This is a genomic window from Pseudomonas sp. H3_D04 (assembly GCF_054669175.1).
Genome location: NZ_CP162801.1, coordinates 5,535,016 through 5,561,474, shown reverse-complemented (window position 1 = coordinate 5,561,474; position 26,459 = coordinate 5,535,016). Strand labels below are relative to the sequence as shown.

Below are 26,459 nucleotides of genomic sequence, written 5' to 3'. Positions count from 1 at the left end.
GGAGACTAAATGATCTAAGAATCCGAAAATAAATAACTTTTTCGAATGAGCTTATGAGCGGAAAATTCTAAGGGAGACCGCAGTGCGGCCATAGCGGGCAAGCCTCGCTCCTACAGATTCGGGGTCGAGTCACAAATGGGGACCGACACAAAACTGTAGGAGCGAGGCTTGCCCGCGAAAAGGTCTGAAGGACCTTCTGATGTTAGTTGCTGATCGCCAGAATGCTCGCCTGATACGACCCGACAAACACATCGAAATCGCCGACTTCGTTCTGCTCCAGCGCCACCTGCTCAGCCAGCGAGGAGCGTGCGCGTTCTTCAAACTTCGCCTGATCTTCGCTATTCAACGGCTCGCTGCGGAAAAACTCCGCATGCGCCTGGCTCTGGCGCAGGGAGAACTGGGCAAAGCTCTCCTTGTGTTCAGCCATGGCCGCCAGCACTTGTGCTGAAGGTGTACGCGACGAATCCTTGACCTTCTCCATCTGCACGTCCAGCGCCTTGCTGTGGGCATCGCCGCCATGGCTTTGATCAAGCAGCGCCGCGAGCGGAGCTATTTTTTCCAACAATTCGCCGGCCCATTCCTTCAGGTCGACCGGTTGACCGTCACGCTGCAGTTGCAGGCCCGGACGACGACCTTCCTTGACCACGCTGAGGAAGTTCGAGGTCGCGTTGCCGCACGAAGTATTGGTCAGCAGCGGGCTGTCGTTCAGCGCGCAATACAGCAGGAACGCGTCGAGGAAGCGCGACTCTGGCAAATCGATGCCCATCGGCAGGAACGGATTGATGTCCAGGCAACGCACTTCGACGTACTGAATGCCGCGGGCCACCAGCGCCTGGATCGGCCGTTCGCCGGTGTAGGTCACGCGCTTCGGGCGGATGTTGGAGTAGTACTCGTTTTCGATCTGCAGGATGTTGGTGTTGAGCTGAACCCACTCACCGTCCTGATGCGTACCGATTTCGACATACGGTGCATACGGCGTGGCGACCGCTTTGCGCAGGCTGTCGGTGTAGCTGGCCAGATCGTTGTAGCACGGCGTCAAGCCGGCCTGGGCGTTGCTCTGGTAACCCAGGTCACTCATGCGCAGGCTGGTGGCGTATGGCAGGTACAAGGTGTCCGGGTCCAGTTGCTCCAACTGGTGCGAACGACCGCGCAGGAAACCGGCGTCCAGCGCAGGGGAGGCGCCGAACAGGTACATCAGCAGCCAGCTGTAGCGGCGGAAGTTGCGGATCAGCGCAATGTAGGCTGACGACTGATAGTCGCGGTCGGTGCCGACAAATCCTTCAGCCTCTTTAAGCAGTGGCCAGAGCTTTTCCGGCAGGGAAAAGTTGTAGTGAATCCCGGCGATGCACTGCATGGTCTTGCCGTAACGCAGGGCCAGGCCCTTGCGGTAGACGTACTTGAGCTGACCGATGTTGGACGTGCCGTAATAGGCGATCGGGATGTCTTCCTCGGCCGGCAACGGGCACGGCATCGATGGACTCCACAGAAACTCGTTGCCGAGCTTGCTGTAGGCAAAACGGTGAATCTTGTCCAGGCTCGCCAGCGTATCGGCCGGGTCTGGCAGGGCCGGGGTAATGAATTCCAGCAGCGACTCGGAATAGTCGGTGGTGATTTGTTCATTGGTCAGCGCGGAACCCAATGCTTCCGGGTGCGGCGTTTGCGCCAGGCGACCTTCGCCGGTCACGCGCAGGCATTCACGTTCGATGCCGTGAAGGCACTGTTCGAGCAGAGAGAGGTTAGCGCGCTCGCCAAGCAGAGCCAGGCGGCGGTTGAGAAGTTCGCTCAAGTTGGATTCCTTCACGCGTCAGTCGCCCCAATATGGGGGTGGGCAAGACGGTCTACAAGGGTGAAGTTGAAACTGGCGTTTTCGCCTGGTTTTTGGACCGTACACGGCTGCTGACAGCAGCCAAGGAATTCCCTGTGGGAGCGAGCCTGCTCGCGAAGAGGGCGTGTCAGTCAACATTGATGTTGTCTGATACATCGCCTTCGCGAGCAGGCTCGCTCCCACAGGAAACTTCGGCGCTGCAGTCACAGCGCCGAAATTAACTCAAATCGATGACTTCTAGCTACAGGACAGCGAACGTGCCTTGTGCTTTTGCGACGAGTTTGTCGCCTTGCATCACGTCGGCTTCGACCACCAGCGTGCGCCGGCCCGGGTGAATCACCCGCGCCGTGCACATCACTTCACCGTCGGAAACGGCGCGAATGTAGTTGATCTTGCACTCGATGGTCGCGCTCTGCTGGTCAAAGCCGTGGGTGCTGGAACAGGCCAGCCCCATGGCAATGTCCACCAGACTGAACAAGGCCCCGCCGTGCAGCTTGCCGCCGCGATTGCGCAGCTCTGGCGCAAGCCCCAGGGCAACTTGCGCCACCCCGGCTTCCAGACTGTGCAAGCGACATCCCAGCAGCTTGAAAAAAGCGCTTTCGGTCAGCCCGGCAGGGATCTCCATCAGCGTTTCTTCAACTGCTTGGCGTTGGCAAACAACGACGCCATGGCGTTGTTGGCCGGGGCCGCCGTCGTGGTTTCTTTGCGCGGTGCGTTATTCTGGGACTGGCGTGGCGCCGACCCCGGACGCGCACCACGAGCGCCGTCGATTTTCTCGCCCGGGGTGTCGCTCATGCGCATCGACAGACCCACGCGTTTACGCGGGATATCGACTTCCATGACCTTCACTTTCACCACGTCTCCGGCCTTTACCGCTTCGCGCGGATCCTTGATGAACTTCTCCGAAAGCGCAGAGATGTGCACCAAACCGTCCTGATGCACGCCGATGTCGACGAACGCGCCGAAGTTGGTCACGTTGGTGACGACGCCTTCGAGGATCATCCCCAGTTGCAGATCCTTGAGGTCTTCGACGCCTTCCTGGAACTCGGCGGTCTTGAACTCCGGACGCGGGTCACGGCCCGGTTTTTCCAGCTCTTGCAGAATGTCGGTGACCGTTGGCAGACCAAAGGTTTCGTCGGTGTACTTCTTCGGGTCGAGACGCTTGAGGAAGCTCGCGTCGCCGATCAACGAGCGAATGTCACGGTCGGTCTCAGCGGCAATGCGCTGCACCAGTGGATAGGCTTCCGGGTGAACCGCCGACGAATCCAGCGGATTGTCGCCGTTCATGACGCGCAGGAAACCGGCCGCCTGTTCGAAGGTTTTCTCGCCCAGACGAGCGACTTTCTTCAACGCCGCACGGGTTTTGAACGCGCCGTGCTCGTCGCGGTGGCTGACGATGTTCTGCGCCAGGGTCGCGTTGAGGCCGGAGATGCGGGCGAGCAGCGCCACGGAGGCGGTGTTGACGTCCACGCCCACGGCGTTCACGCAGTCCTCGACCACGGCATCCAGGCCACGCGCCAGTTTCAGCTGCGACACGTCGTGCTGGTACTGGCCGACGCCGATGGATTTCGGATCGATCTTCACCAGTTCGGCCAGCGGATCCTGCAAGCGGCGGGCAATCGACACGGCGCCACGGATCGACACGTCGAGGTCCGGGAATTCCTTGGAAGCCAGTTCCGACGCCGAGTAAACCGATGCACCGGCCTCGGAGACCATGACCTTGGTCATCTTCATCGCTGGGTATTTTTTGATCAGCTCAGCGGCGAGCTTGTCGGTTTCACGGCTGGCGGTGCCGTTGCCGATGGCGATCAGGTCCACGGCATGCTTGGCGCACAGGGCCGCCAGAATCGCGATGGTCTGGTCCCATTTGTTGTGCGGTACGTGCGGGTAGACCGTGGCGTGATCCAGCAGCTTGCCGGTGGAATCGACCACGGCGACCTTGCAACCGGTGCGCAGGCCCGGGTCGAGGCCCAAGGTGGCACGCGGGCCGGCCGGGGCCGACAGCAGCAAGTCGTGCAGGTTGTGGGCGAACACGTTGATCGCTTCGGTTTCCGCGCCATCGCGCAACTCGCCGAGCAAATCGGTTTCGAGGTGGGTGTAGAGCTTGACCTTCCAGGTCCAGCGCACCACTTCGCCCAGCCATTTGTCGGCGGCGCGGTTCTGGTTCTGGATGCCGAATTGCTGGCCGATCATGCCTTCACACGGGTGCATGGTGCCCGGCAGCTCGTCGCCGACTTTCAGCGCCGAACTCAGGATGCCTTCGTTGCGGCCACGGAAAATCGCCAGCGCGCGGTGCGACGGCATGCTTTTCAGCGGTTCGTCGTGTTCGAAGTAGTCGCGGAACTTGGCGCCTTCCTCTTCCTTGCCGGCGATGACGCGGGCACTGAGGGTCGCTTCCTGCTTGAGGTAGCTGCGCAGCTTGTCCAGGAGGCCGGCGTCTTCGGCGAAACGTTCCATCAGGATGTATTTGGCGCCTTCGAGGGCCGCCTTCACATCGGCCACGCCTTTTTCGGCGTCGACGAAGCGTGCGGCTTCGGCGTCTGGCGTCAGGGTCGGGTCGTTGAACAGGCCGTCGGCCAGCTCGCCGAGGCCGGCTTCCAGGGCGATCTGGCCCTTGGTGCGGCGCTTCTGCTTGTACGGCAAGTACAAGTCTTCCAGGCGGGTCTTGGTGTCGGCGAGTTTGATGTCGCGTTCGAGTTGCGGGGTCAGCTTGCCTTGCTCCTGGATGCTGGCAAGGATGCTGATACGCCGTTCGTCGAGTTCTCGCAGGTAGCGCAGACGCTCTTCCAGATGACGCAACTGGATGTCATCGAGGCTGCCGGTCACTTCTTTCCGGTAACGGGCGATGAAGGGAACGGTAGAGCCTTCATCGAGTAGCGCGACGGCCGCTTCGACCTGTTGTGGGCGTACACCGAGTTCCTCGGCGATGCGGCTGTTGATGCTGTCCATAAAACCACCTGACAAATTGTGAAAGCAGGCTCGCAGGCGCAGGGAGAAAGGCTCGGCGAGTCTGGTTGAGCGGCCTGGCGTGCGCCGCTACCTGGATCAACAGGTATCCCGTTGACCCGTGAAATCGAACAATGACTGCCGGCGCCATGAAAATAAAAAAGCGGCCACCTGCAGCCATGATCAGACGTTGCCTGACACAAAAGGCCGCGCATTATAACCAGCGTTCTATCATTCAGGGGCATCGCAGGCATTAGCGCGAGGGCCGGATTTCTGGCAGTGAAGGAAAAATCTGCTAACAATGCACACGGTGCGTATAACGGCAGCTACGCCATAATGCGCGCCGAGATCAAAGGAGCATCCAATGAGCAGCACTGCAAACAATGCTGAAGGCGAAAAAATTCTTATTGTTGACGACGATCCAGGGCTCAGCAGCCTGCTGGAACGCTTTTTCGTCAGCAAGGGCTACCGCGCCCGCGCCGTGCCGAACACCGAACAAATGGATCGCCTGCTGGCGCGTGAAGTGTTCAACCTGGTCGTCCTCGACCTGATGCTGCCCGGCGAAGACGGTCTGACCGCCTGCCGCCGGCTGCGCACGGCGAACAATCAGATCCCGATCATCATGCTGACCGCCAAGGGCGATGAGCTGAGCCGCATCAAGGGCCTGGAACTGGGCGCCGACGATTACCTGGCCAAGCCCTTCAACCCGGATGAGCTGATGGCCCGTGTCAAAGCGGTCCTGCGCCGTCAGTCGACACCTGTGCCGGGCGCACCGGGCAGCGAAGACGAAAGCGTGACCTTCGGTGACTACGAACTGTCCCTGGCCACCCGCGAACTCAAGCGCGGTGACGAAGTGCACATGCTGACCACCGGTGAATTCGCGGTGCTCAAGGCCTTGGTCATGAACGCGCGTCAGCCACTGACTCGCGACAAGCTGATGAACCTGGCTCGTGGCCGTGAATGGGATGCGCTGGAGCGTTCCATCGACGTGCAGATTTCCCGTCTGCGCCGGATGATCGAGCCTGACCCATCCAAACCGCGTTACATCCAGACGGTCTGGGGCGTGGGCTACGTGTTCGTTCCGGATGGCGCCGCCACCAAGTGATCGGCGATTTGTAGGAGCGGGTCTTGCGGACAATCGTCCGCAGACTCGCGATCCGCAATATGCGAGCATCGCTCGCTCCTGCAAGTGTGTAGCGGTTATTCATGAAAACCCCCGTTTGGTTCCCCCAGAGTTTCTTCTCCCGCACCCTGTGGCTGGTGCTGATCGTCGTCCTGTTTTCCAAGGCACTGACCCTGGTTTATCTGTTGATGAACGAAGACGTGCTGGTGGACCGCCAATACAGCCACGGTGTCGCCCTGACGCTGCGCGCTTATTGGGCCGCTGATGAAAAGAACCGAGAGAAAATCGCTGATGCTGCCACCCTGATCAGGGTCGTGGGCGCGGGTGTGCCGGAAGGCGAGCAACATTGGCCTTACAGCGAGATCTATCAGCGGCAGATGCAGGCTGAGTTGGGTGCCGACACCGAAGTGCGATTACGCATGCACTCACCGCCGGCCCTGTGGGTTCGGGCACCTAGCCTGGGCGATGGCTGGCTGAAGGTGCCGCTGTATCCGCATCCGTTGCGCGGCCAGAAAATCTGGAACGTGCTCGGCTGGTTCCTTGCTATCGGCTTGCTGTCCACCGCCTCGGCGTGGATCTTCGTCAGCCAGCTCAATCAACCCTTGAAACGTCTGGTGTATGCCGCACGGCAACTCGGCCAGGGGCGCAGCGTGCGCCTGCCGATCAGTGACACGCCGAGCGAGATGACCGAGGTGTATCGCGCCTTCAACCAGATGGCTGAAGACGTTGAGCAGGCCGGTCGCGAGCGCGAGCTGATGCTGGCCGGGGTGTCACACGACCTGCGTACACCGCTGACCCGTTTGCGCTTGTCCCTGGAATTGATGGGCGACCACAACGACCTCACCGACGCGATGGTGCGTGACATCGAAGACATGGACGCGATCCTCGACCAGTTCCTCGCGTTTATCCGCGATGGTCGTGACGAGTCTGTCGAGGAAGTGGACCTGATTGACCTGGTTCGTGAAGTCGCTGCGCCGTATAACCAAAACGAAGAAAAAGTGCGTCTGCGCCTGGAACCGATCCAGGCGTTTCCCTTGCGTCGGGTGTCGATGAAGCGGCTGCTGAACAATTTGATCGGCAACGCGTTGCACCATGCTGGCAGCGGGGTTGAGGTGGCGGCTTATGTCTCCGGTGATACCAGCGCGCCGTATGTGGTGCTGAGCGTCATGGACCGTGGCGCAGGGATTGATCCGTCGGAACTGGAGGCGATCTTCAACCCGTTCACCCGGGGTGATCGTGCCAGGGGCGGGAAGGGGACAGGACTTGGACTGGCCATCGTGAAGCGGATCGCTTCGATGCATGGCGGGAATGTCGAGTTGCGTAATCGGCCGGGTGGCGGGCTTGAAGCTCGGGTGCGGTTGCCGCTTGGGCTTATGTTGCCGCGGGATGCGGTTTAACAGCTGACTACTCCAAGCATTCCCACGCAGAGCGTGGGAATGCTCGGTGGGTCAGCCCTTGCCTTTGGTGCGCGTCATATTCGGCCCGCCATTCTTCTCAAGATGCTCGATGATGATCCCCGCCACATTCTTCCCGGTGGTGGTCTCGATCCCTTCCAGCCCTGGCGACGAGTTCACTTCCATCACCAGCGGCCCGTGATTGGAACGCAGGATATCCACGCCCGCCACCGCCAGCCCCATGACCTTGGCCGCCCGCAACGCGGTCATGCGTTCTTCCGGGGTGATCTTGATCAGGCTGGCACTGCCACCGCGATGCAGGTTGGAGCGGAACTCCCCAGGCTTGGCCTGGCGCTTCATCGCCGCGATCACCTTGTCGCCCACCACGAAGCAGCGAATGTCCGCGCCCCCGGCTTCCTTGATGTATTCCTGAACCATGATGTTCTGCTTCAGGCCCATGAAGGCCTCAATCACCGACTCTGCCGCCGTCGCCGTTTCACACAACACCACGCCGATGCCTTGTGTGCCTTCCAGCACCTTGATCACCAGCGGTGCGCCGTTGACCATGTCGATCAGGTCGGGAATATCATCCGGGGAGTGCGCAAACCCGGTGACGGGCAAGCCAATGCCGCGGCGCGAGAGCAATTGCAGTGACCGCAGTTTGTCCCGAGAACGGGCGATGGCCACCGATTCATTGAGCGGGAAAACCCCCATCATTTCGAACTGACGCAACACCGCGCAGCCATAAAACGTCACAGACGCACCGATCCGCGGGATCACCGCGTCGAAACCTTCCAGCGGCTTGCCGCGGTAATGGATCTGCGGTTTGTGGCTGGCAATGTTCATATAGGCGCGCAGGGTGTCGATCACCACCATTTCATGTCCACGCTCGGTACCGGCTTCGACCAGACGACGAGTGGAATACAGACGCGGGTTCCGCGACAGCACAGCGATCTTCATGCAACACCTGTGGAAGAGGTAGATACCGGGAACACCGGCTTGTCTTGTACATATTTGATGCCCGGATTGACCACCAGTTGGCCGTCGATCAGGGCTTTGGAGCCGAGGAGCAGGCGATAACGCATGGACTTGCGGCAGGCGAGGGTGAATTCGACCCGCCATACCCGATCACCCAGGGCCAGTGTGGTGCTGACCACGTAACGCATCTGAGCGTGACCGTTGGAGCTTTTGATGGTTTTGCGCGTCACCAGTGGCGCCTCGCAGCGTCGATGGCGCAACTGCACCACCGTGCCCAGGTGGGCGGTGAAGCGCACCCAGCTTTCACCGTCGCGCTCGAACGGCTCGATGTCGGTGGCATGCAGGCTTGAGGTGCTGGCGCCGGTGTCGATTTTTGCGCGCAGGCCCGCGACTCCCAGATCCGGGAGCGCCACCCACTCGCGCAGACCGATAACGGTCAAATGGTCAAATGTCTTCAATAGGAAAAAACCGGCGATTAACGCGTCCAGGCCTCAGGTGCTACCTGGGCCAACGCTTTGAATGCAGGCTTGGCGAACCAGTAACCCTGCATCAGAAATATTCCACAGTCCGCCAGGAAATCCCGTTCTCCGGCGCTTTCGATGCCTTCGGCGATGACTGTAACGTTCAACTCCGCACACATTGTGACAACCCCTCGGACGATCGCCTGACGAACACGGTCGCGATCGACATCGCGGATCAGTGCCATGTCGAGTTTGATCAGGTCCGGTTGGAAATCAGCCAGCAGATTGAGCCCCGAGTAGCCCGCGCCGAAATCGTCGATGGCGGTCTTGAAGCCGAATTCGCGGTATTCACGCAGAATATTAGTCAAATGGCGATAGTTATCTACGTGCTCGCTTTCCAGGGTTTCGAAAATCAGCCGGTTGATGGGGAAGTTGTGTGTTTTCGCGGCTTCCAGAGTGGTGCGGATGCACAGCTCCGGGCGGTACACGGCGTTGGGCATGAAGTTGATGGACAAGTGTGTCTGCATGTTTAGATTGGCCGCTCCTGCAATGGCGCGGGTCCGGCAGAGCTGGTCGAAGCGGTAGCGATTTTCCTCGGTGACCTGGTGGAGCACCGACAGTGCGCCTTCCCCGGCAATGCCACGCACCAACGCTTCGTGAGCAAAAACTGATCGGTCGCGCAGATCGACGATCGGTTGGTAGGCAAAAGAAAAATCGAAGCCCAGCGGCTCGCTTTGCTGGCAGCCCTGGCAACCGCCCTGAGGCGAGGTCAATGAAGACGGGAATATAGTCACTCGATCACTCCATGCCGGTGAGCCGGCCAAGATCACAGTCTATCTGGGGGGCCGAGTTCTTGCGCCCGACAGAAACGGTAGTACAGTTCCGACTATGGGCTGAAAGAGGAATTCCAGTGGCACAAAAAAACGAAGAGGACGACAAGGTCCGTCTCGATAAGTGGTTGTGGGCCGCGCGTTTTTATAAAACACGTGCCTTGGCCAAGGCGGCAATTGAAAGCGGCAAGGTGCATTGCCGTGGTGAGCGCTGCAAACCGGGCAAGGAGCCGAGGGTGGGCGACGAGTTTCAGATTCGTGTGGGGTTCGAGGAACGCACGGTGGTGGTTCAGGCGCTATCGATTGTGCGCCGTGGCGCGCCAGAGGCTCAGACGTTGTATGCGGAAACCGATGCCAGCATCGCCAAGCGCGAAGCGGCTGCGGCCATGCGCAAGGCGGGCGCGTTGGGCATGAGCACCGATGGCAAGCCAAGCAAGAAACAGCGGCGGGATTTGTTCAAGTTTCGTGGGAGCAGTAACGACGAGTGAGGTAGATGCTTCTGTGTCGTCTGGGCTGAAGTCTTCGCGGGCAAGTCACGCTCCCACAGGTATAGCGCAGACCTTTGTGGGAGTGAGCCTGCTCGCGATCGAGTACGCAGCACTCGCCGGCAGCACCACAAAATCAGGCCCTAAGCACCACACTCATCCGCGAAACTCCCCACATCGAATGGGCGCAGACTTGCAATCGCCCAGATGCGTAGCCATATCGGGTTGCTGGCCAGCGGCGCATTCAGCAGATGAAACAGCCACTCGTCGAAAATCACACACAGCATCTGACCCGTAGGCCATAACCAAAAGGCCAGCAGCGCCAGAGGCACGAAATTGCACAGAGCCAACCGGCGCAGGTTCCACCTTGCTTGGAACAAACCCGGATTGTTCATAAAATGCCTCCCATGGCTGAACGTCGCGCACCAAAGTGGTGCTGCAAAGGCGCAATTTTCACGATTTGTAACCATTTTGTCATTACTTCAGAACCCAGACCTATGACCGATCTACCGGATACCGACTACACCCAACGCTTCATCTTCGATGACAGCGACACCCGCGGCGAGCTGGTTTCGTTGGAACGGAGTTACGCTGAAGTCCTCGCCAAACACCCGTATCCGGAGCCGGTCGCGCAACTGCTCGGCGAACTGATGGCGGCTGCGTCGTTGCTGGTCGGCACGTTGAAGTTCGATGGCTTGCTGATTCTTCAGGCCCGTTCCGACGGTCCGATTCCGCTGCTGATGATCGAGTGCTCCAGCGAGCGTGAAATCCGTGGCCTGGCCCGTTACGAAGCCGACCGGATTGCCCCCGACGCGACCCTCGCCGACCTGATGCCCAATGGCGTGCTGGCACTGACCGTCGACCCCACTCAGGGTCAGCGTTACCAAGGCATTGTCGACCTGGATGGCGAAACCCTGTCGGAGTGCTTCACCAACTACTTCGTCATGTCGCAACAGGTTGGCACCCGGTTCTGGCTGTACGCCGATGGCCGTCGCGCCCGCGGCATGTTGTTGCAGCAACTGCCTGCCGACCGCTTGAAAGACCAGGAAGAGCGCGAGGACAGTTGGCAGCACATCACCGCGCTGGGCAACACCCTGACCGCCGACGAATTGCTGAGCCTGGACAACGAAACCGTGCTTCATCGCCTCTACCATGAAGAACAGGTGCGCCTGTTCGATGTGCAGAGATTGCGTTTCCGTTGCAGCTGCTCGCGAGAACGTTCGGCCAATGCTCTGGTCAGTTTGGGCATGGAAGACGCGCAGGCGCTGGTCATCGAGCACGGCGGCAACATCGAGATCGATTGCCAGTTCTGCAACCAGCGCTACCTGTTTGACGCGGCCGATATCACCCAATTGTTCGCCGGTGCGGGTGTCGAGACACCGTCAGATACCCGGCACTAAAACGGTTCAGCGCAGGTAAATTCACTGGATAGCGCCGGAATAACGCCGTTCTGACGGGAGGGCCCTACTATTTTTGGGCGTTTCTGGCATAATCCGGCCCACTTTTTGTCGCGGTAGTAGTGCACGACTTTCTACTACAAAACGTTTGGAGCACACTCGGCCACTGGCCGACGGGGAATCTCATGACGCAAGCCAATAACGCCGTGTACACCGATCTGAGTGTTGATGATCTGGTAAAAGAAGCTCTGAATCGCGGTGAAGGCGAGCTTGCCGACACTGGCGCACTGGTTGTTCGCACCGGTCACCGTACCGGCCGCTCGCCAGTCGACCGTTTCATCGTTGAAGAGCCGTCCACTCAGGCCGCCATTGCCTGGGGCCCGATCAACCGCAAGTTCCCGGCCGACAAGTTCGATGCCCTGTGGGACCGCGTCGAGGCCTTCAACAACGCGCAAGAACATTTCGTTTCCCACGTCCATGTAGGTTCGGCTGAAGAGCACTACTTGGCCGTGAAAATGACCACTCAGACGGCCTGGCAGAACCTGTTCGGTCGTTGCCTGTTCATCAACCCGGCTCAGTACAACCCGGCCGGTCGTGAAGAGTGGCAAGTTCTGAACGTCGCCAACTTCGAGTGCGTTCCAGAGCGTGACGGCACCAACTCCGACGGCTGCGTGATCATCAACTTCGCCCAGAAGAAAGTGCTGCTCGCCGGCATGCGTTACGCCGGTGAAATGAAGAAAGCCATGTTCTCGGTGCAGAACTTCCTGCTGCCGGCCGCCGACGTGCTGCCAATGCACTGCGCTGCCAACATCGGTGAAGCGGGCGACGTGACCCTGTTCTTCGGCCTGTCGGGCACTGGTAAAACCACCCTGTCCGCCGACGAAAGCCGTTACCTGATCGGTGACGACGAACACGGCTGGGGCGAAGGCGTTGTCTTCAACATCGAAGGCGGCTGCTACGCCAAGTGCATCGACTTGTCCGAGAAGAACGAGCCGGTCATCTGGAAAGCCATCAAGCACGGCGCCGTCCTGGAAAACGTCGTCATCGACGATGCCAAGCACGCCGACTACGCCGACGTCAGTCTGACCCAGAACAGCCGCGCCGCTTACCCGCTGGAGCACGTTGCCAAGCGTTCCGAGAAGAACCTCGGTGGCGAGCCAAACGCTGTGATCTTCCTGACCTGCGACCTGACCGGCGTACTGCCGCCAGTCTCGATCCTCAGCGAAGAACAAGCGGCCTACCACTTCCTGTCCGGCTACACCGCGCTGGTGGGCTCGACCGAAATGGGTTCCGGCAGCGGCATCAAGTCGACCTTCTCCACCTGCTTCGGCGCACCGTTCTTCCCGCGTCCGGCCGGCGAATACGCAGAACTGCTGATCAAGCGCATCCGCGGCTTCGGCTCCAAGGTTTACCTGGTCAACACCGGCTGGACCGGCGGCGGCTACGGCGTTGGCAAACGCTTCAACATCCCGACCACCCGTGGCGTGATTGCAGCGATCCAGAGCGGCGCGTTGATCGGTGCAGAAACCGAGCACCTCGACACCATCAACCTGGACGTGCCGTTGGCAGTGCCAGGCGTTGAGACTGGCCTGTTGAACCCACGTAACACCTGGGCTGACAAGGCTGCTTACGATGAAGCGGCGAAAGCACTGGCTGGTTTGTTTGTTGAGAACTTCAAGAAGTTTGAAGTGAGCGACGCGATCAAGGCTGCGGGTCCTAAGCTGTAAGGCTTGGATTTAGCGAATGAAAAAGCCGCCCTTTGAGGGCGGCTTTTTTGTGGGCGTTTGATTTCACCATCCAACTCACAACTGCCAATATTCCAGCTGTGTTGGCGCTAAACGACCAGAATAATGGCACTTATGTGTTGGGCTCGATGCCTTCCAGTTGCTGCGTATCCCACCGTTGCATTTTGATCGCTTGGTAAAGCATGCCGATGGTCAGCGGGATTTTGTCACCGCGACCCTTTGCCTTTCGCTTGAGATGCACATCAAACCCTTCGGGCTGAAAGTAGCGATAGGCGTCGTAGTCATCGAGGTCGAACCCGAACTGTTGTTCCAGCGATTCCATCAAATGCCGCGCATCAGCGCCATTGCAGCCCAGGTCGAAGTTGATCGAGGTGGTGAGGCTGATGGTTTTGCGTTCGGGCAGGCCGAGCTCTTCGTGCAACAGCTGCATGAGCAGGTGCATGACTTGGTCGTCGGGGAAGTTGGGGGAGAGGTTCATTGCGGGGGTGTCCGGTTGGGCTTGGATGGATCTTATTGATCGGCAGGCTTGTGGGGAAGGGCGGGAGCGGGTTGTGACGGTTTGTCTTGTTGGTATTTGGCGAGCGCTTCTTCTCGCGTAGGCAGTGGTTTGTCGAGGTCTGCCGGTGATGTGTCGAAACCAGCGAGATGCAGACTGGCCAGGTAATTAGAGCGGCACACCTTTTCGTAGTGCGCTTGTTTGTGTTTGAACGTTAATTCAGACATCACGATTGTCTCAGGCGTTGAAGGCTTGATCGAATGCAGCCCGGGACGCTCTGCGTCCCAAGAGCCGAACGCGGAGCGTCCGTGGAGGCATTCCCACGCGGAGCGTGGGAACGATCTTTTCACTCGGCGTCAGGCAGGTGCTTTCCAGCCCATCATGCGTTGTTGGGCGACTTGGAGCAGGTCGCAGCCGTCCTGGGCCAAGAGGTAGAGCGCGTGGGTGATGTGGGGGATATCTTCGACGTCGCCGTGTTTGAAGCAAACGCAGTGCAGGGTTTTGAGGAGGTCGCTGGAGGCTCGGATGCGCTGGAGGGCGGCTTCGAGGATGTCCTGGGGGTTGGCCTCTGTGTCGATGATCAGGGGCGGGGAATCGGTTAGGTTGGTTTGTAGTGGGAGGTAGCGATCGTTTGTAAGTGTCATTATTTGTAGCCTCAAATGCATCAGAAAGAACCGCCGCCACCGTGACCAAGCGATGGGAGGCGGACTGTGTTCGGGTTGGTCAACCGATGAGGCTCACATCCCGGCACGCCCGAGGGCGTCCCAAACACAGCCGCCATATAGCGTGCAGGCACTTGAAGTGCCGGCAGCATACAACGGACGCTTAGATATGAGCCATTCGGGTGACCAAGCCCGAGTCGCTGATTTGGCAGCGACAGTCACGACTATAGATACGAGCTACCAAGCAGCGATAGGCGACAAAGCATCCCCGCTTGTAGGAACGGGCCGAACCTCGGTTAGGCCCTTTCTATAGGAATTTTCCGCGGCGCAATTTTCCGCGTTTTTCCGCCATCAGCTTCCTCGCGTCCCCATCAGAAATGCTCGGCGTGAATCATCAAGGTTGACCTGAACCTGCTCCCACTCCCATCACTTAACCAATATGCTGATAAGCCCCCACATCCTGCAGGCCAGTGGTCAACCCAGTCGCCGGCGCATAGATCGTGCCTTTTACTGCCGAGAACTTGACCCCGTTGCTGCCTAGCGAAACGTAGCGCTCGCCCTGGTCCAGTTCGGTGAAGAAGGTGTACGAGCACTTTTCCATCGCTTTGTATTTCGCGGCGGCGCTGGCCATGGCGTTGTGGTGGTTTTGCAGGTCGGTCGGGGTCAGGTTGGTGGTTTTGTTCAGCGGCACACCCCAGCGTTTCAAGCATACTTCGGCAAAGTGGCGGACGATCAGGCCGGGTTCGGCCAGCGCTTTAGGGCCGCTGACACCATCGGCGGCGGCGTTGCCGACCAGCGTGCCGTGGCGGCCGGGCATCGGGTAGATGTGAGTGCGGGTGCCGGTGGCCGTTTGCGGGATGACGCAGCTGAAGCCTTTGGAGCGTTCGTCCCGGGCGTAGAAGCCAACGTATTCTTTTACGTTGGCATTCAGTTTGACTTTTTCTTCCTGAAAGTTACCGATGCCCGGTACCGGATCTATCGCAAAGATGTTCACCGGGATGTTCTTCAGTGCGCTGTCCTTGAACATGGCATTGGCCAGCATATGGCAACTAATGCCGCCGCGGCTCCAGCCTACCAAGTTGACGTTGGTTGGAATAACGCCGTCCTTGCGGAATGTTTTGATGATTTGTTCCTGTAACTTCTGTTGGGTCACGCTGCGGTCGCCGTAGTTGTACTTGCGCCACAACCAGGAACCTTCGACGATCACATCTTCAATAGGGATTCCGGCAGCCTTGAGACGGTTGTATTCAGCCTCGGTCAATTTTTCACGTTCCCAGTCGCATTTGCCTTTGATGATGTTGATGGCGTGTTTGACGTTTTCTTCCCAGCCCTTGCCGAACAGCGTGCCGCTCAGGCCGTAGTCCCCGGATTTGGTGAACAGCTCGTCGGCTTGCAGGTTGCTGGTGCCGGGGCCGTCAATCACGATCCATTCGGCAAATTCGCGGCCGCCGTGATGGGAAGCCAGTGTCGAGACCAGTTCGCCGTTCCAGTAAGTCGGGTTCTGGTTGTCGAATTTGGTCGAACCGGTGCCGCAGAAGAAAATAGTTAATGTAGTCATTGTAGTGCTCTTGATGGGTTTAAGAGCTTGCAGACTAGTGTTTGTTATTTGCAAGTTGAAGAAGTTAGTTGTTTCTGTATTTGTGTTTTTAAAGTTCTGTTCGTTGTCTTGCAACTTCAAGAAGTTCGCAGCCGTCCTGCGTTAATAAATAAAGTGCATTCACTATGTGAGGAATATCCTTCACATCCGCCTGTTTGAAGCACAGGCAGTAAAGTGTTTCGAGCAGGTCGCTGGCGGCGCGCAGACGTTGGTGGGCGGCGTCGAGGATTTCGTGAGGGTCGGCCTCGGTGTCGATGACCAACACGGGCGATTCGCTGTAGCGGGTTTTGAGCGGGCGATAGCGGTCTTGCATGAGGTCCGTCCTGTTTTCAGCGGCGACGCAAACTATAGAGGCGTACTTCCTGGCGTCGCAATACAGCGCAAATGGACGGGATTTGTAGGGGATTTACTTGCGTTGTGGCTTTTTGCCTACGTGTACCCCGAGGCTTTTTTCAGCAAATCCCCTAGAAGTCGAATTTCCTACATGTTTGTCAGGCGCAACGCAGCAATCCTCTGTATGGTGCGCGCCAGAATCTGTAGGACGTTTCGAAAACGTCTGTTCAATGCTTAAAGGGAATTAGGTATGCAATGGCTACGTATGGCCTCGATTTTGTTGCTGTGGGCAGGTGTTTGTCGTTTGGCGGGCGCAGCTGACACGGATAATTCGTTAATCCTCGCCAATGTGGATCGCACCGGTTGGCCAGATGCGATGACAAGCCAGGCCAATGTGGACACTGCGTCCCGCGCCGAAGTATTGATGTTCGGTAAGGCGCTGCTGGCCAGCGAAATGCTCGACGAACAAAGTCTGAAACAGCGACTGGGCGTGCAGGATGTAAAGCTCAAGTCGGTCAGGCGAGTGCGTGACGGGTTGTGGGATCGGTTACTGATCACCTACCGCGGCGCCAGTCAGAACTGCGACGGCGAACCCTTCTGCCCTCGCGTGCGAAGCGTCGCCGATTTGCGTCAGTTGGCGGCGGCGTTCACGGGGGAAATCAGCCCGGCCCATGTGGTTTGGGTGAGCAAGAGCCAAACCGTTCACGAGCAAGCGCTGAATGATCAATTGCGTGTGGCGGTGTTGGTGCCCTGAGGGCTCTCGAAAGTCTTGCGGAGACTGCTCTGGTCTTTTCGCGAGCAGGCTCGCTCCCACACTATTTTGAAATGCATTTCCCTGTAGGAGTGAGCCTGCTCGCGATAGCGATCTGAACGCTGCCCAACCCTCATGCCTTGCCGTGTCCAGGTTGCATCCGCTGTATCATCCCGTATCGTTTTGGTCCCCGACCTTTTCTCGACTCGCTGCGTTTGCCGGCTAGGCTTTGGGCTTCGCAGCGGTCAACGGAGTGACAGCTTATGCACAACACCCTGGAACAGGTTTTCGGTTATCCACAGTTTCGGCCCGGCCAGGAGGCGGCGGTCAGCGCGGTGTTGGCTGGGCGTTCGGCAGCGGCGATTTTTCCCACCGGCTCGGGCAAGTCCCTTTGTTATCAATTGCCGGCGCTTTTGCTGCCGCACCTGACGCTGGTGGTCTCGCCACTGCTGGCGTTGATGCAAGATCAGTTGGCCTTCTTGCAGCGCCACGGTATTGCGGCGGGCAGCATCGATTCGGCCCAGAGTCGGGACGACGCAAGTGATGTGATGGCCCGGGCCAGGTCCGGCGAACTGAAGATTTTGATGATCTCTGTGGAGCGCCTGAAGAACGAGCGCTTTCGCAATTTCCTGCAGCAGGTGCCCATCTCGTTGTTGGTGGTGGACGAGGCGCACTGCATCTCGGAGTGGGGCCACAATTTCCGTCCCGACTATCTCAAGCTTCCCGACTACCAGCGCCAGTTCAACATTCCGCAGGCGCTGCTGCTGACCGCCACTGCGACGCCCAAAGTGATCGCGGACATGGAGGCCAAATTCGCCATCGCACCCGAAGACGTGGTGACCACCGGTTTCTACAGGCCGAACCTCAATCTGCTGGTCGAGCCGGTACGCGGTCAGGACAAGCGCCGACGTCTGGTCGAATGGATGAGCGAGCGTCCGGGCCAGCCGAGTATCGTCTACGTCACCCTGCAAAAAACCGCCGAGCACATCGCCGAACACCTGGGCCGTAACAGCATACAGGCCGAGGCCTATCACGCCGGTTTGCCCCACGAACAACGCGAAGCCATTCAAAAACGGTTCATGGGCGGGCAGTCCAATTGCATCGTCGCCACCATTGCCTTCGGGATGGGGATCGATAAGAGCGATATTCGCAACGTCGTGCATTTCGACCTGCCCAAATCCATCGAAAACTACAGCCAGGAAATCGGCCGTGCCGGACGTGACGGGCAACCGTCCGACTGCCTGGTGCTGGCCAATCGCGACAGCCTCAACGTGCTGGAAAACTTCGTCTACGGCGACACGCCGGAACTGGACGGCATTCGTTGTGTGCTCGATGAGATGCAAGCTGCCGCGCCGGAGGGGCAGTGGGAGTTTCTGTTGGGGCCCTTGTCGGACCAGAGCAACATTCGCCAGCTGCCGCTCAAGACCTTGCTGGTGCAACTCGAACTGCGTGGTTTGATTGCCCCGCGTTACGCCTATTACGCCGAATACCGCTTCAAGTATTTACAAGAACCGGAAGCTTTGCTGGCCCGCTTCGAGGGCGAGCGCAAAGATTTTGTCGCGGCCATCATCCAGACCTCCAGCCGCGCCCGAACCTGGGCAACGGTGAATTTCGACGCTCTCTATGAACAGCATCAAGCCGAGCGCAACCGGGTGGTCAAGGCGCTGGATTATTTCCAGGAGAAAGGCTGGGTCGAGCTGGAAAGCAAGCAGATGACCGAGGTCTACAGCCTGCTGCAAGCGAATGTCGACAGTCAGGCACTGAGCGCCGAACTGCACGCCTATTTCACCCAGCACGAACGTACCGAGATTGCTCGGATTCACGCGATGCTGGATCTGTTTGCCACCGACCACTGCCTGGGCTATCGCCTGGCCGAGTACTTCGGCGATGAAAACGCGCCTCGTCAGTGTGGACATTGTTCGGTGTGTCATGGGCACGTGGCGCGACTGCCATCGCCGCCGGAATTGCCGGCGCTTGTGGATAAAAACTTTGAAGCGCTGTGCGATGATTTTATCCACAGGCATGAACAGCACACCGGCAATGTGCCGTCGGCTGAACGCGTAACGCGATTTTTGTGCGGGATCAGCGTGCCGCTGTTTACCAAGCTCAAGGCGCGTTCGATATCGGGATTTGCGGCGCTGGAAAATTATCCGTATGCCGACGTGCGGGTGTGGGCTGAACAACATCTCGCAGGCTGAACTGCGCCCCCCTGTAGGAGTGAGCCTGCTCGCGATAGCGGATTGTCAGCCAACGTCGTTGTTGAATGTACTAACGCCATCGCGAGCAGGCTCACTCCTAAAGGGGGCTCCAGTGTCTGGCTGAGGTAGATCCATCCGCTGAATGTCCCTCATCACAGGAATAAATTTCAAAAATACCCGGCGGCTGACTATGGTGAGGGCTGTCTTTGGATCGCCAACAAGAGAGCAAACATGAGCCAGACACCGTTCAACATTCAGCGTGCCGCCGTGATTGGTGCGGGCACCATGGGCCGTGGCATTGTCATGTGCCTGGCCAATGCCGGGGTGCCGGTGCAATGGGTCGATAACAACCCGCAGATGCTGGAACAGGCGCTGATTACCGTGGCGGACACCTACGCGCACAATGTGCGCCAGGGTCGCATCGATCAGGCCGAGGCGGATGCGCGCATCGCTCGGGTCACGTCAGCGGCTGATTATGCGGCGATCCGCGAGGTTGATCTGGTGATCGAAGCGGTTTACGAAAACCTGGAGCTCAAGCAAAAGATCTTTCGCGAACTGGACGGGCTGCTCAAACCCGAAGCCATTCTGGCCAGCAACACTTCAGCGCTGGATATCGACGCCATCGCCGCGGCGACTCGCCGTCCGGCTCAGGTCCTGGGGCTGCACTTCTTCAGCCCGGCGCACATCATGAAATTGCTGGAAATCGTTCGCGGTGCGAAGACTTCGCCCGCCGTACTCGATGCGGCGCTGGAGCTGGGCACGCGCATGGGCAAGGTCAGCGTGGTGGCGGGCAACTGTGAGGGTTTCATCGGCAACCGCATGCTCAATACCTACGTGCTTGAAGCGCGCAAGATGCTGCTTGAGGGCGCTTATCCCTATCAGGTGGATGCGGCGTTGCAAGGCTTCGGTTTTGCCATGGGGCCGTTTCGCATGTACGACGTGGTGGGCGTCGACCTGGGATGGCGGGCTCGGGAACTGGCAGGCACAGGCCAGGATGCGCCTGAGGTTCAGGTGGATAACCGTCTGTGCGAACTGGGGCGATTTGGTCAGAAGAGCGGCAATGGCTATTACCACTATGAGCCGGGCAGTCGACAGGCAGAACACGATCCTGAAGTCGATGCGCTGGTGCTAAATGTTAGCGAAGGGCTTGGCTTCCAGCGTCGGGAGATAAGCCCTGAGGAGATTCTTGAGCGCTGTCTGCTGGCGCTGGTCAATGAAGGCGCGAAGATCCTTCAGGAAGGTATTGCGGGGGCGGCGCACGACATTGATCTGGTGTACCTCAACGGGTACGGTTTCCCGGCGGACAAGGGCGGGCCAATGGCGTGGGCGGATCAGCAAGGGTTGGCGGATATTCATCAGCGGTTGATGGCGCTGGAGGCTCGCCAGGGCGATCACTGGAAGCCGGCGCGGTTGATTGGTGAGTTGGAGTTGATGGGTAAAGGGTTTGCTGACAAGTAATTGATGCAGCGCCTGTGCTGGCGCTTTCGCGAGCAGGCTCGCTCCCACAAGGGATCTCGGTGGCCCACCCCTTCAAGTCTAAACATACAAGCGAGCCTGCTCTCGATGAATACAGCGCGGTATTCGCCTTAGACTGGCAATCCAACTCCAGGAATTGACACGATGTCCAACCCGATGCCCCAACGCACCGACTACCCGCACTTCCAGCCCATCACCACCCGCTGGCACGACAACGACGCCTACGGTCACGTCAACAACGTCACTTACTACAGCTTCTTCGACACGGCAGTGAATACCTACCTGATCGAAATCGGTGGCCTGGATATCCATGACGGCGAGGTGGTGGGTTTTGTGGTGAGTTCGTCTTGCGATTATTTCGCCTCCATCGCCTTTCCGGAGCGGATCGAGATCGGTCTGCGGGTGGGCAAGTTGGGTAACAGCTCGGTGCAGTACGAACTGGCGGTATTCAAGGCCGGGGAAGACGAGGCCTGCGCGGCGGGGCGCTTCGTGCATGTGTTTGTGGATCGGACGTCGAATCAGCCGGTGGCGATCCCTGCCAGATTGCGTGGTGCATTGGAGCGTCTGGTGGTTTGACGGACAAAAAAAATCGCAGCCCTTGGGCTGCGATTTTTTATCTATCGGTCAGCGAAGCCGTTCAGGCCTCAATGATGACGATAGTGCTTCTTATGTTTGCGATGACCGTAGGCATGACCTCGGCCCGGGTGGCCGTCACGGTAGTAGCGACGATCATCACGGCCGCCGCGATAGGAGCGACGATCATCGTCTTCATCGCTCTTGTTGCCCATGTAGTTACCCAGCGCGCCACCGGCGCCGCCGCCTGCTGCGGAGCCGATCAGGCTGCCGGTGGTGCCGCCCATGCTGCGGCCGACCACGTTACCGCCTGCTGCGCCCAACGCACCACCAATGGCGGCTTCGCCACGGCTGCGTTTGTCTGCGCCGACTGCGCTACCACCCGCGCCGCCCAAGGCCGCGCCAATGGTGGAACCCGTATTACCGCCAAGCGACTGACCGACGACCGAGCCAAGAACCCCGCCCAATGCGCCGCCCACACCTGCTTCGGTGGTGCCTCCGGCAGAAGCGAAGCCACTGACCAGGCCAAGGGACAACAAGAGAATCGAGGAGAACTTCATAGAGGAACCTCAAGGGGATGACGGCGCGATCCTGAGGCTGTGTCGGGGTTGTGACAATCGAAATCCGACGAGTAACACGACTTGAGCACATTTCTATAAGTTGCTGTTTTTTGGGCGGAACTTAACGGTTTTTCGCCGGTCTTTAGCTACTTCGGATAGGCCGTTTTTGTGAAAAAGCGGCTTTTTTTGTGGGCGATTGGAAAGTACCGAAAGGGGCCCGATCATGTGTTGTCATGTCGGACGCCTTCGCGGGCAAGCCTCGCTCCTACAGGATTCGTGTCATGTACAAAAAAAATGCGTAAGACACCGATCCTGTAGGAGCGAGGCTTGCCCGCGAAGAGGCCAGACCTGCCGTCCCGTTAAGCCGACTTGGCCAAAATCAACCCAGTCTCACTCGCCATTTCCAGACGGATCGCCACAAACTTCGACGTCGGCGTATGGCTGCCATCCCCGGTGCTTTCCAGCGGCACCAGCGGATTCACTTCTGGATAGTAAGCAGCCGCCTGCCCCGCAGGAATATCAAACGCCAGCAGCGTAAAGCCCTTCACTCGACGCTCACGTCCATCATCCCAGATCGAAACGATGTCAGCCTTCTGCCCAGGCTTGAACCCCAGGCGAATGATGTCCGCTTCATTGACGAACAACACATCCCGCTGACCCTTCACGCCACGGTAACGGTCATCCAGCCCATAAATCGTGGTGTTGTACTGATCGTGAGAACGCATCGATTGCATGATCAGGTCCGGCAACACGCCCGTGGCACGGGTGCGTTCGTGCACCAGGTCCTTGGGCAGGGCGTTCGGGCGGAAATTGGCGCGCCCGGACGGGGTGTTCCACCTGCGTGCACCGGCGCTGTTGCCGAGGTAGAAACCGCCCGGATTCTTGATCTTCTCGTTGAAGTCGCGAAAGCCCGGAATGGTATCGGCGATCAGATCGCGAATGCGGCTGTAATCGGCCACGAGCCAGTTCCAGTCCACCGGTCTGCTGCCCAGGGTCGCGGCAGCGATGCCGGCGATGATCCAAGGCTCCGAGCGCATCTGGTTCGACAGGGCCTGCAACTGGCCGTTGGAGGCGTGGACCATGCTGAACGAATCTTCGACGGTCACCGCTTGCGCGCCTTCGGCCTGGATATCGATGTCGGTACGGCCCAGGCACGGCAGAATCAGCGCATCTTTACCGTGGGCCAAATGGCTGCGGTTGAGCTTGGTGCTGATCTGCACGGTCAGGTCGCAATTGCTCAGGGCCTGGAAGGTGCGGGGGCTGTCCGGGGTTGCCTGGGCGAAGTTGCCACCCAGACCGATAAAGACTTTGGCGCGGCCTTCGGCCATGGCATGAATCGCCTCGACCACGTTATGACCGTTTTCACGCGGCACCTTGAACTGGAAGCGCCGCTCCAGGGAATCGAGGAACGCCACCGGCGGACGTTCGTTGATGCCCATCGTCCGGTCACCCTGCACGTTACTGTGGCCACGCACCGGGCACAGGCCGGCACCCGGCCGGCCGATGTTGCCGCGCAGCAGCATCAGGTTGGCAATTTCCTGGATGGTTGCCACTGAGTGGCGGTGCTGGGTGATGCCCATGGCCCAGCACATGATGACGTTCTTGCCTTTGGCGTACATGCGCGCCGCTTGCTCGATTTCCACCAGGGGCAGGCCGGACTGCTCGACGATCTGCTCCCAGGAAGTGTCGTCGACGGTGCCCAGGTACTCCAGGATGTTGACGCTGTGCTCATTGAGGAAATCGTGGTCGAACACGGCCGGCTCACCCGCCTTCTGCGCGTCGCGCTCCCATTGCAGCAGGAATTTCGCCATGCCACGCAGCACCGCCATATCGCCGCCCAGCGCCGGGCGGAAGTAGGCGGTGTTGGTCGGCTTGTCGCCGTTGGTGAGCATTTCGATCGGGTGCTGCGGGTGCTGGAAGCGTTCCAGGCCCCGCTCTTTCAACGGGTTGATGCACACCACCTGCGCGCCGCGTTTCACGGCTTCGCGCAAAGGTTCGAGCATCCGCGGATGGTTGGTGCCCGGGTTCTGGCCCCAGACAAAAATCGCGTCGGCGTGTTCGAAGTCGTCGAAGGTCACGGTGCCTTTGCCGACACCGACACTTTGCGCCAACGCCACACCGCTGGCCTCGTGGCACATGTTCGAGCAGTCGGGGAAGTTGTTGGTGCCGTAGGTGCGCACGAACAATTGATAGAGGTACGCCGCTTCGTTGCTGGCGCGGCCCGAGGTGTAGAACTCGGCCTGATTCGGGCTCGACAGGCCCTGCAAATGTTTGGCGATCAAGGCGAACGCCGCTTCCCAGCTGATCGGCTTGTAGCGATCGGTTTCGGCGTCATAGCTTAATGGCTCGGTCAGGCGACCCTGATACTCCAGCCAATAGTCGCTCTGTTCCAGCAACGAACTGACGCTGTGTTTAGCAAAGAAAGCGCCGTCGACACGCCGTTTGGTCGCTTCCCAGTTCACCGCTTTGGCGCCGTTCTCGCAGAACGCCACCATGCCGGCTTCGTTGGAATCGCCCCAGGCGCAACCGGGGCAGTCAAACCCGCCGTTCTTGTTGGTTTTGAGCATCATGCGCAGGTTTTTCAGCGCGTTGTCACTGGTCAACCAGGCCCGGGCAACGCTGGCCAGTGCGCCCCAGCCACCGGCCGGGCCTTTGTAGGGCTTGTAGCGAGGGACGGGTTTCTGGTCGGCTTGACGGTGTTGACTCACGCTTGATTCTCCAATGCCGGGCTGTAGACCCGCGGCGCATTCTTCTGGGGCAGATGGATGAGGTTGAGGTTGTGGCGACGGGCCCATTGCACGGCAAGGCCCGTGGGCGACGACAGGCTGACCAGGGTCTGGATGCCGGCGCGCAATACTTTTTGAATCAATTCGAGGCTGCAACGGCTGGTGACAATCGCCAGGCCGCCTTCAGTCGGGATCTTCTGGCGGATCAGCCCGCCAATCAGTTTGTCGAGGGCGTTATGCCGGCCGATGTCTTCACGGCCCAGCAGCAATTCGCCCTGACCGTTCATGAACACTGCCGCATGCACTGCGCCGGAGTACTGACCTAGAGGTTGGAACGCACCGATGCGCTGGCGCAAGCCATCGAGCCATTCGGCGGGGGGCAATGGGGCGCCGGGCAATACCTTGAGGTCTGGCAACGCCTGTTCAACCGCTTCCACGCCGCAGAGCCCGCAGCCGCTGGTGCCGGCCATTTGCCGACGCTGCTGCTTGAGGTTCCAGAACGCGCGGTTGGCGATGGTCACTTGCGCGTATTGCGCCGAGCCCGAGCCGCTGAGTTGCAAGTCATAGATGTCAGAGGCGGCTTCGATGATGCCGCTGCCGAGGCTGAAACCGACGATGAAGTCTTCAAGGTCCGTCGGCGTTACCAGCATCACCGCCTGACTGATGCCGTTATACGCGATCGCCAACGCGACTTCTTCGGCGAGCGCGGTGCTGGCCGATTCGGTTTGTTGAAGGTCGCTGTAACTGTAGGTTTGGCTGGCGGCGGGTGCGGGCGCTTCAGAGGCGGGCGCCGCGCAGGCAGGGCGCTTGGCTTTCATGGGCATCACCGACGGTTTAGTCAGCTTTAAGCCTAGGCGCGTCAACTTGTCGCGTCTAATCGCTTATACCGATCTACCGATAGATGACGTCGATCAAGAAGCTGTCAGCGATTTCTGATAGATCGCAAAGCAGGCTTCGGCCAGCGCTGAACGCGGGGCGCTGCGACGCATGATCAGCCCAAGCCGGGCAAGGGTCTTGGCGTTTTCGATGGGTTGCAGACGCAAGTGATCGGTGAGGTTTTCCAGGCCGCCATCCAGCGGCATCACCGCGCAGCAGAGGCCGCCGTGCACCGCTTGTAACAATTGGTGGACCGCGTCGGTTTGCAGAAGCGGCTGGGGTGTCAGGCCGCGGCTGTGGAAGTTGTGATCAATGGACTGGCGAAAGTGCATGCCGCTGGTGAGCATGCCCAAGGGTAACTCGATCAAGGACTCCCAACTCAACGGCGCCTCGCCAAAGCTGAAGAAGCGCTGATCGTAGAGCAGGCCCATGCGGGTTTCGCTGAAGGCCAGGGAGTCGAAACGCTCGTTGTCCAGTCGCTCCAGGTAAGACACGCCGAGGTCCAGGCGATTGTTCGCCAGTTGTTCGAGGATTTGTTCGGAGCTCAGGGCCGAGAGTTCAAAGCGCAGGTTCGGGTGTTCGGCATGCAGGCGTTGCATCAACGGCAGCGGATCGAAACTAGACAGGGGCACCACGCCCAACCGCAGCGTACCGACCAGATTGCCGCGACAGGCGGCGGCCTCGGCCTGCAAGCCGTCGTAGGCCGCCAGCACCGTCCGTGCCCACGCCAACACGCGCTCGCCCGGCGCGGTGAAGCCTTCGAAGCGCTGGCCGCGATTGACCAACGGCAGGTCGAGCTCTTCTTCGAGGCTGCGCAGGCGCATGGACAGGGTCGGCTGGGTAATATGGCAGCGCGCCGCGGCCTGGCCGAAGTGGCGGGTTTCGTCGAGGGCGATGAGGAATTTCAGCTGCTTGATGTCCATCTTCGCTCCAGGGCGCGGTGAAGGTCGGGATTCTAGCGCTTGTGCCGGATCAGCGTCATTGGTCGGGTTGGAACCGGGGGTTTCAAGCTTGGTCTAGTCTTTTG

General features: G+C 59.4%; 23 protein-coding genes and 2 pseudogenes. 9 read left to right on the top strand and 16 right to left on the bottom strand.

What is annotated here, in order from left to right:
• Positions 1-202: 202 nt before the first annotated feature.
• From gshA to AB4N91_RS25595, 3 genes are all read right to left on the bottom strand, one after another.
• Positions 203-1,786, bottom strand: coding sequence for a glutamate--cysteine ligase (gene gshA / locus AB4N91_RS25605; protein WP_010464781.1), 1,584 nt, complete (start codon positions 1,784-1,786; stop codon positions 203-205).
• Positions 1,787-2,066: 280 nt separating this feature from the next.
• Positions 2,067-2,450, bottom strand: a complete 384-nt coding sequence (locus AB4N91_RS25600; RefSeq protein WP_010464779.1) for a PaaI family thioesterase — start codon at positions 2,448-2,450, stop codon at positions 2,067-2,069.
• Complete coding sequence (locus AB4N91_RS25595) at positions 2,450-4,774, bottom strand: Tex family protein (protein WP_460111877.1); 2,325 nt, start codon at positions 4,772-4,774, stop codon at positions 2,450-2,452. Before AB4N91_RS25595 ends, AB4N91_RS25600 begins: the two co-directional genes overlap by 1 nt.
• A gap of 361 nt (positions 4,775-5,135) precedes the next feature.
• Between AB4N91_RS25595 and ompR the strand changes: the two genes are divergently transcribed.
• Together ompR and AB4N91_RS25585 are read left to right on the top strand one after the other, a co-directional pair.
• Complete coding sequence (ompR, locus tag AB4N91_RS25590) at positions 5,136-5,876, top strand: osmolarity response regulator transcription factor OmpR (RefSeq protein ID WP_010464774.1); 741 nt, start codon at positions 5,136-5,138, stop codon at positions 5,874-5,876.
• A 101-nt stretch (positions 5,877-5,977) separates the two neighbouring features.
• Positions 5,978-7,291, top strand: a complete 1,314-nt coding sequence (locus tag AB4N91_RS25585) for an ATP-binding protein (protein WP_010464772.1) — start codon at positions 5,978-5,980, stop codon at positions 7,289-7,291.
• 51 nt (positions 7,292-7,342) lie between these two features.
• Here AB4N91_RS25585 and rimK read toward each other — a convergent pair whose 3' ends face one another.
• Genes rimK through rimA form a run of 3 tightly spaced genes read right to left on the bottom strand, consistent with a single transcriptional unit; the run spans position 7,343 to position 9,521 of the window.
• Positions 7,343-8,248, bottom strand: a complete 906-nt coding sequence (rimK, locus tag AB4N91_RS25580; protein WP_007949201.1) for a 30S ribosomal protein S6--L-glutamate ligase — start codon at positions 8,246-8,248, stop codon at positions 7,343-7,345.
• Positions 8,245-8,724 carry a retropepsin-like aspartic endopeptidase RimB gene (rimB, locus tag AB4N91_RS25575; protein WP_010464766.1) on the bottom strand — a complete coding sequence of 160 codons (480 nt, stop codon included), beginning with the start codon at positions 8,722-8,724 and terminating at the stop codon, positions 8,245-8,247. The genes rimK and rimB overlap by 4 nt, the downstream gene beginning before the upstream one ends.
• Before the next feature lie 17 nt (positions 8,725-8,741).
• Complete coding sequence (rimA, locus tag AB4N91_RS25570) at positions 8,742-9,521, bottom strand: S6 modification regulatory phosphodiesterase RimA (protein ID WP_221107992.1); 780 nt, start codon at positions 9,519-9,521, stop codon at positions 8,742-8,744.
• 116 nt (positions 9,522-9,637) lie between these two features.
• Here rimA and AB4N91_RS25565 point away from each other — a divergent pair, with 116 nt between their 5' ends.
• Entirely contained in the window at positions 9,638-10,045 is a 408-nt protein-coding gene (locus AB4N91_RS25565) for an RNA-binding S4 domain-containing protein (RefSeq protein WP_077747501.1), read from the top strand.
• Positions 10,046-10,218: 173 nt separating this feature from the next.
• On the opposite strand, the pseudogene AB4N91_RS25560 reads toward AB4N91_RS25565, so the two are convergent.
• A pseudogene (locus tag AB4N91_RS25560) lies at positions 10,219-10,437 on the bottom strand (phosphatase PAP2 family protein); the annotation flags it as partial.
• Between the two features lie 102 nt (positions 10,438-10,539).
• On the opposite strand from AB4N91_RS25560, the gene hslO reads away from it, so the two are divergent.
• Together hslO and AB4N91_RS25550 are read left to right on the top strand one after the other, a co-directional pair.
• Entirely contained in the window at positions 10,540-11,442 is a 903-nt protein-coding gene (gene hslO, locus AB4N91_RS25555; protein WP_083375279.1) for an Hsp33 family molecular chaperone HslO, read from the top strand.
• Between the two features lie 182 nt (positions 11,443-11,624).
• Complete coding sequence (locus AB4N91_RS25550) at positions 11,625-13,166, top strand: phosphoenolpyruvate carboxykinase (protein ID WP_077747502.1); 1,542 nt, start codon at positions 11,625-11,627, stop codon at positions 13,164-13,166.
• Positions 13,167-13,296: 130 nt separating this feature from the next.
• Here the strand turns inward: AB4N91_RS25550 and AB4N91_RS25545 are convergent, their stop codons facing one another.
• From AB4N91_RS25545 to AB4N91_RS25525, 5 genes and pseudogenes are all read right to left on the bottom strand, one after another.
• Positions 13,297-13,662: a DUF1493 family protein gene (locus AB4N91_RS25545; RefSeq protein WP_460111876.1), complete on the bottom strand. Its 366-nt coding sequence runs from the start codon at positions 13,660-13,662 to the stop codon at positions 13,297-13,299.
• Between the two features lie 89 nt (positions 13,663-13,751).
• Positions 13,752-13,907 (bottom strand): annotated as a pseudogene (locus tag AB4N91_RS25540) (YhfG family protein); the annotation flags it as partial.
• 129 nt (positions 13,908-14,036) lie between these two features.
• Positions 14,037-14,324, bottom strand: a complete 288-nt coding sequence (locus AB4N91_RS25535; protein ID WP_077747505.1) for a hypothetical protein — start codon at positions 14,322-14,324, stop codon at positions 14,037-14,039.
• A gap of 448 nt (positions 14,325-14,772) precedes the next feature.
• Positions 14,773-15,900, bottom strand: a complete 1,128-nt coding sequence (locus tag AB4N91_RS25530) for a hypothetical protein (RefSeq protein ID WP_288114023.1) — start codon at positions 15,898-15,900, stop codon at positions 14,773-14,775.
• A gap of 88 nt (positions 15,901-15,988) precedes the next feature.
• Positions 15,989-16,252 carry a hypothetical protein gene (locus AB4N91_RS25525; RefSeq protein ID WP_010464748.1) on the bottom strand — a complete coding sequence of 88 codons (264 nt, stop codon included), beginning with the start codon at positions 16,250-16,252 and terminating at the stop codon, positions 15,989-15,991.
• A gap of 270 nt (positions 16,253-16,522) precedes the next feature.
• Between AB4N91_RS25525 and AB4N91_RS25520 the strand changes: the two genes are divergently transcribed.
• The 4 genes from AB4N91_RS25520 (at position 16,523) to AB4N91_RS25505 (ending at position 21,273) form a co-directional block, all read left to right on the top strand.
• On the top strand, positions 16,523-17,026 hold the full coding sequence (locus AB4N91_RS25520; protein WP_460111875.1) for a polysaccharide deacetylase: 504 nt from the start codon (positions 16,523-16,525) through the stop codon (positions 17,024-17,026).
• A 260-nt stretch (positions 17,027-17,286) separates the two neighbouring features.
• Entirely contained in the window at positions 17,287-19,221 is a 1,935-nt protein-coding gene (locus AB4N91_RS25515) for a RecQ family ATP-dependent DNA helicase (protein ID WP_460111874.1), read from the top strand.
• Positions 19,222-19,452: 231 nt separating this feature from the next.
• Entirely contained in the window at positions 19,453-20,679 is a 1,227-nt protein-coding gene (locus tag AB4N91_RS25510; protein WP_460111873.1) for a 3-hydroxyacyl-CoA dehydrogenase, read from the top strand.
• A 162-nt stretch (positions 20,680-20,841) separates the two neighbouring features.
• Complete coding sequence (locus AB4N91_RS25505) at positions 20,842-21,273, top strand: acyl-CoA thioesterase (protein WP_424479053.1); 432 nt, start codon at positions 20,842-20,844, stop codon at positions 21,271-21,273.
• Between the two features lie 68 nt (positions 21,274-21,341).
• Here the strand turns inward: AB4N91_RS25505 and AB4N91_RS25500 are convergent, their stop codons facing one another.
• The 4 genes from AB4N91_RS25500 to AB4N91_RS25485 all read right to left on the bottom strand — a co-directional run bounded on the left by AB4N91_RS25500 (position 21,342) and on the right by AB4N91_RS25485 (position 26,355).
• A complete protein-coding gene (locus AB4N91_RS25500) occupies positions 21,342-21,830 on the bottom strand; it encodes a glycine zipper domain-containing protein (protein ID WP_145309130.1) in 489 nt (162 codons plus the stop codon).
• Between the two features lie 359 nt (positions 21,831-22,189).
• Positions 22,190-24,538 carry an FdhF/YdeP family oxidoreductase gene (locus tag AB4N91_RS25495; RefSeq protein ID WP_282411961.1) on the bottom strand — a complete coding sequence of 783 codons (2,349 nt, stop codon included), beginning with the start codon at positions 24,536-24,538 and terminating at the stop codon, positions 22,190-22,192.
• Positions 24,535-25,374 (bottom strand): formate dehydrogenase accessory sulfurtransferase FdhD, encoded by an 840-nt coding sequence (gene fdhD / locus AB4N91_RS25490; protein ID WP_077747511.1) that lies wholly within the window; start codon positions 25,372-25,374, stop codon positions 24,535-24,537. The genes AB4N91_RS25495 and fdhD overlap by 4 nt, the downstream gene beginning before the upstream one ends.
• 93 nt (positions 25,375-25,467) lie before the next feature.
• Positions 25,468-26,355 (bottom strand): LysR family transcriptional regulator, encoded by an 888-nt coding sequence (locus AB4N91_RS25485; protein WP_010464716.1) that lies wholly within the window; start codon positions 26,353-26,355, stop codon positions 25,468-25,470.
• Between the last annotated feature and the right edge of the window lie 104 nt (positions 26,356-26,459).

Coding starts and splice junctions, on each gene's coding strand:
- AB4N91_RS25600 (WP_010464779.1), bottom strand. CDS start 2,450: ATGGAGATCCCTGCCGGGCTGACCGAAAGCGCTTTTTTCAAGCTGCTG.
- AB4N91_RS25595 (WP_460111877.1), bottom strand. CDS start 4,774: ATGGACAGCATCAACAGCCGCATCGCCGAGGAACTCGGTGTACGCCCA.
- ompR (WP_010464774.1), top strand. CDS start 5,136: ATGAGCAGCACTGCAAACAATGCTGAAGGCGAAAAAATTCTTATTGTT.
- AB4N91_RS25585 (WP_010464772.1), top strand. CDS start 5,978: ATGAAAACCCCCGTTTGGTTCCCCCAGAGTTTCTTCTCCCGCACCCTG.
- rimK (WP_007949201.1), bottom strand. CDS start 8,248: ATGAAGATCGCTGTGCTGTCGCGGAACCCGCGTCTGTATTCCACTCGT.
- hslO (WP_083375279.1), top strand. CDS start 10,540: ATGACCGATCTACCGGATACCGACTACACCCAACGCTTCATCTTCGAT.
- AB4N91_RS25550 (WP_077747502.1), top strand. CDS start 11,625: ATGACGCAAGCCAATAACGCCGTGTACACCGATCTGAGTGTTGATGAT.
- AB4N91_RS25545 (WP_460111876.1), bottom strand. CDS start 13,662: ATGAACCTCTCCCCCAACTTCCCCGACGACCAAGTCATGCACCTGCTC.
- AB4N91_RS25535 (WP_077747505.1), bottom strand. CDS start 14,324: ATGACACTTACAAACGATCGCTACCTCCCACTACAAACCAACCTAACC.
- AB4N91_RS25530 (WP_288114023.1), bottom strand. CDS start 15,900: ATGACTACATTAACTATTTTCTTCTGCGGCACCGGTTCGACCAAATTC.
- AB4N91_RS25525 (WP_010464748.1), bottom strand. CDS start 16,252: ATGCAAGACCGCTATCGCCCGCTCAAAACCCGCTACAGCGAATCGCCC.
- AB4N91_RS25520 (WP_460111875.1), top strand. CDS start 16,523: ATGCAATGGCTACGTATGGCCTCGATTTTGTTGCTGTGGGCAGGTGTT.
- AB4N91_RS25515 (WP_460111874.1), top strand. CDS start 17,287: ATGCACAACACCCTGGAACAGGTTTTCGGTTATCCACAGTTTCGGCCC.
- AB4N91_RS25510 (WP_460111873.1), top strand. CDS start 19,453: ATGAGCCAGACACCGTTCAACATTCAGCGTGCCGCCGTGATTGGTGCG.
- AB4N91_RS25505 (WP_424479053.1), top strand. CDS start 20,842: ATGTCCAACCCGATGCCCCAACGCACCGACTACCCGCACTTCCAGCCC.
- AB4N91_RS25500 (WP_145309130.1), bottom strand. CDS start 21,830: ATGAAGTTCTCCTCGATTCTCTTGTTGTCCCTTGGCCTGGTCAGTGGC.
- fdhD (WP_077747511.1), bottom strand. CDS start 25,374: ATGAAAGCCAAGCGCCCTGCCTGCGCGGCGCCCGCCTCTGAAGCGCCC.
- AB4N91_RS25485 (WP_010464716.1), bottom strand. CDS start 26,355: ATGGACATCAAGCAGCTGAAATTCCTCATCGCCCTCGACGAAACCCGC.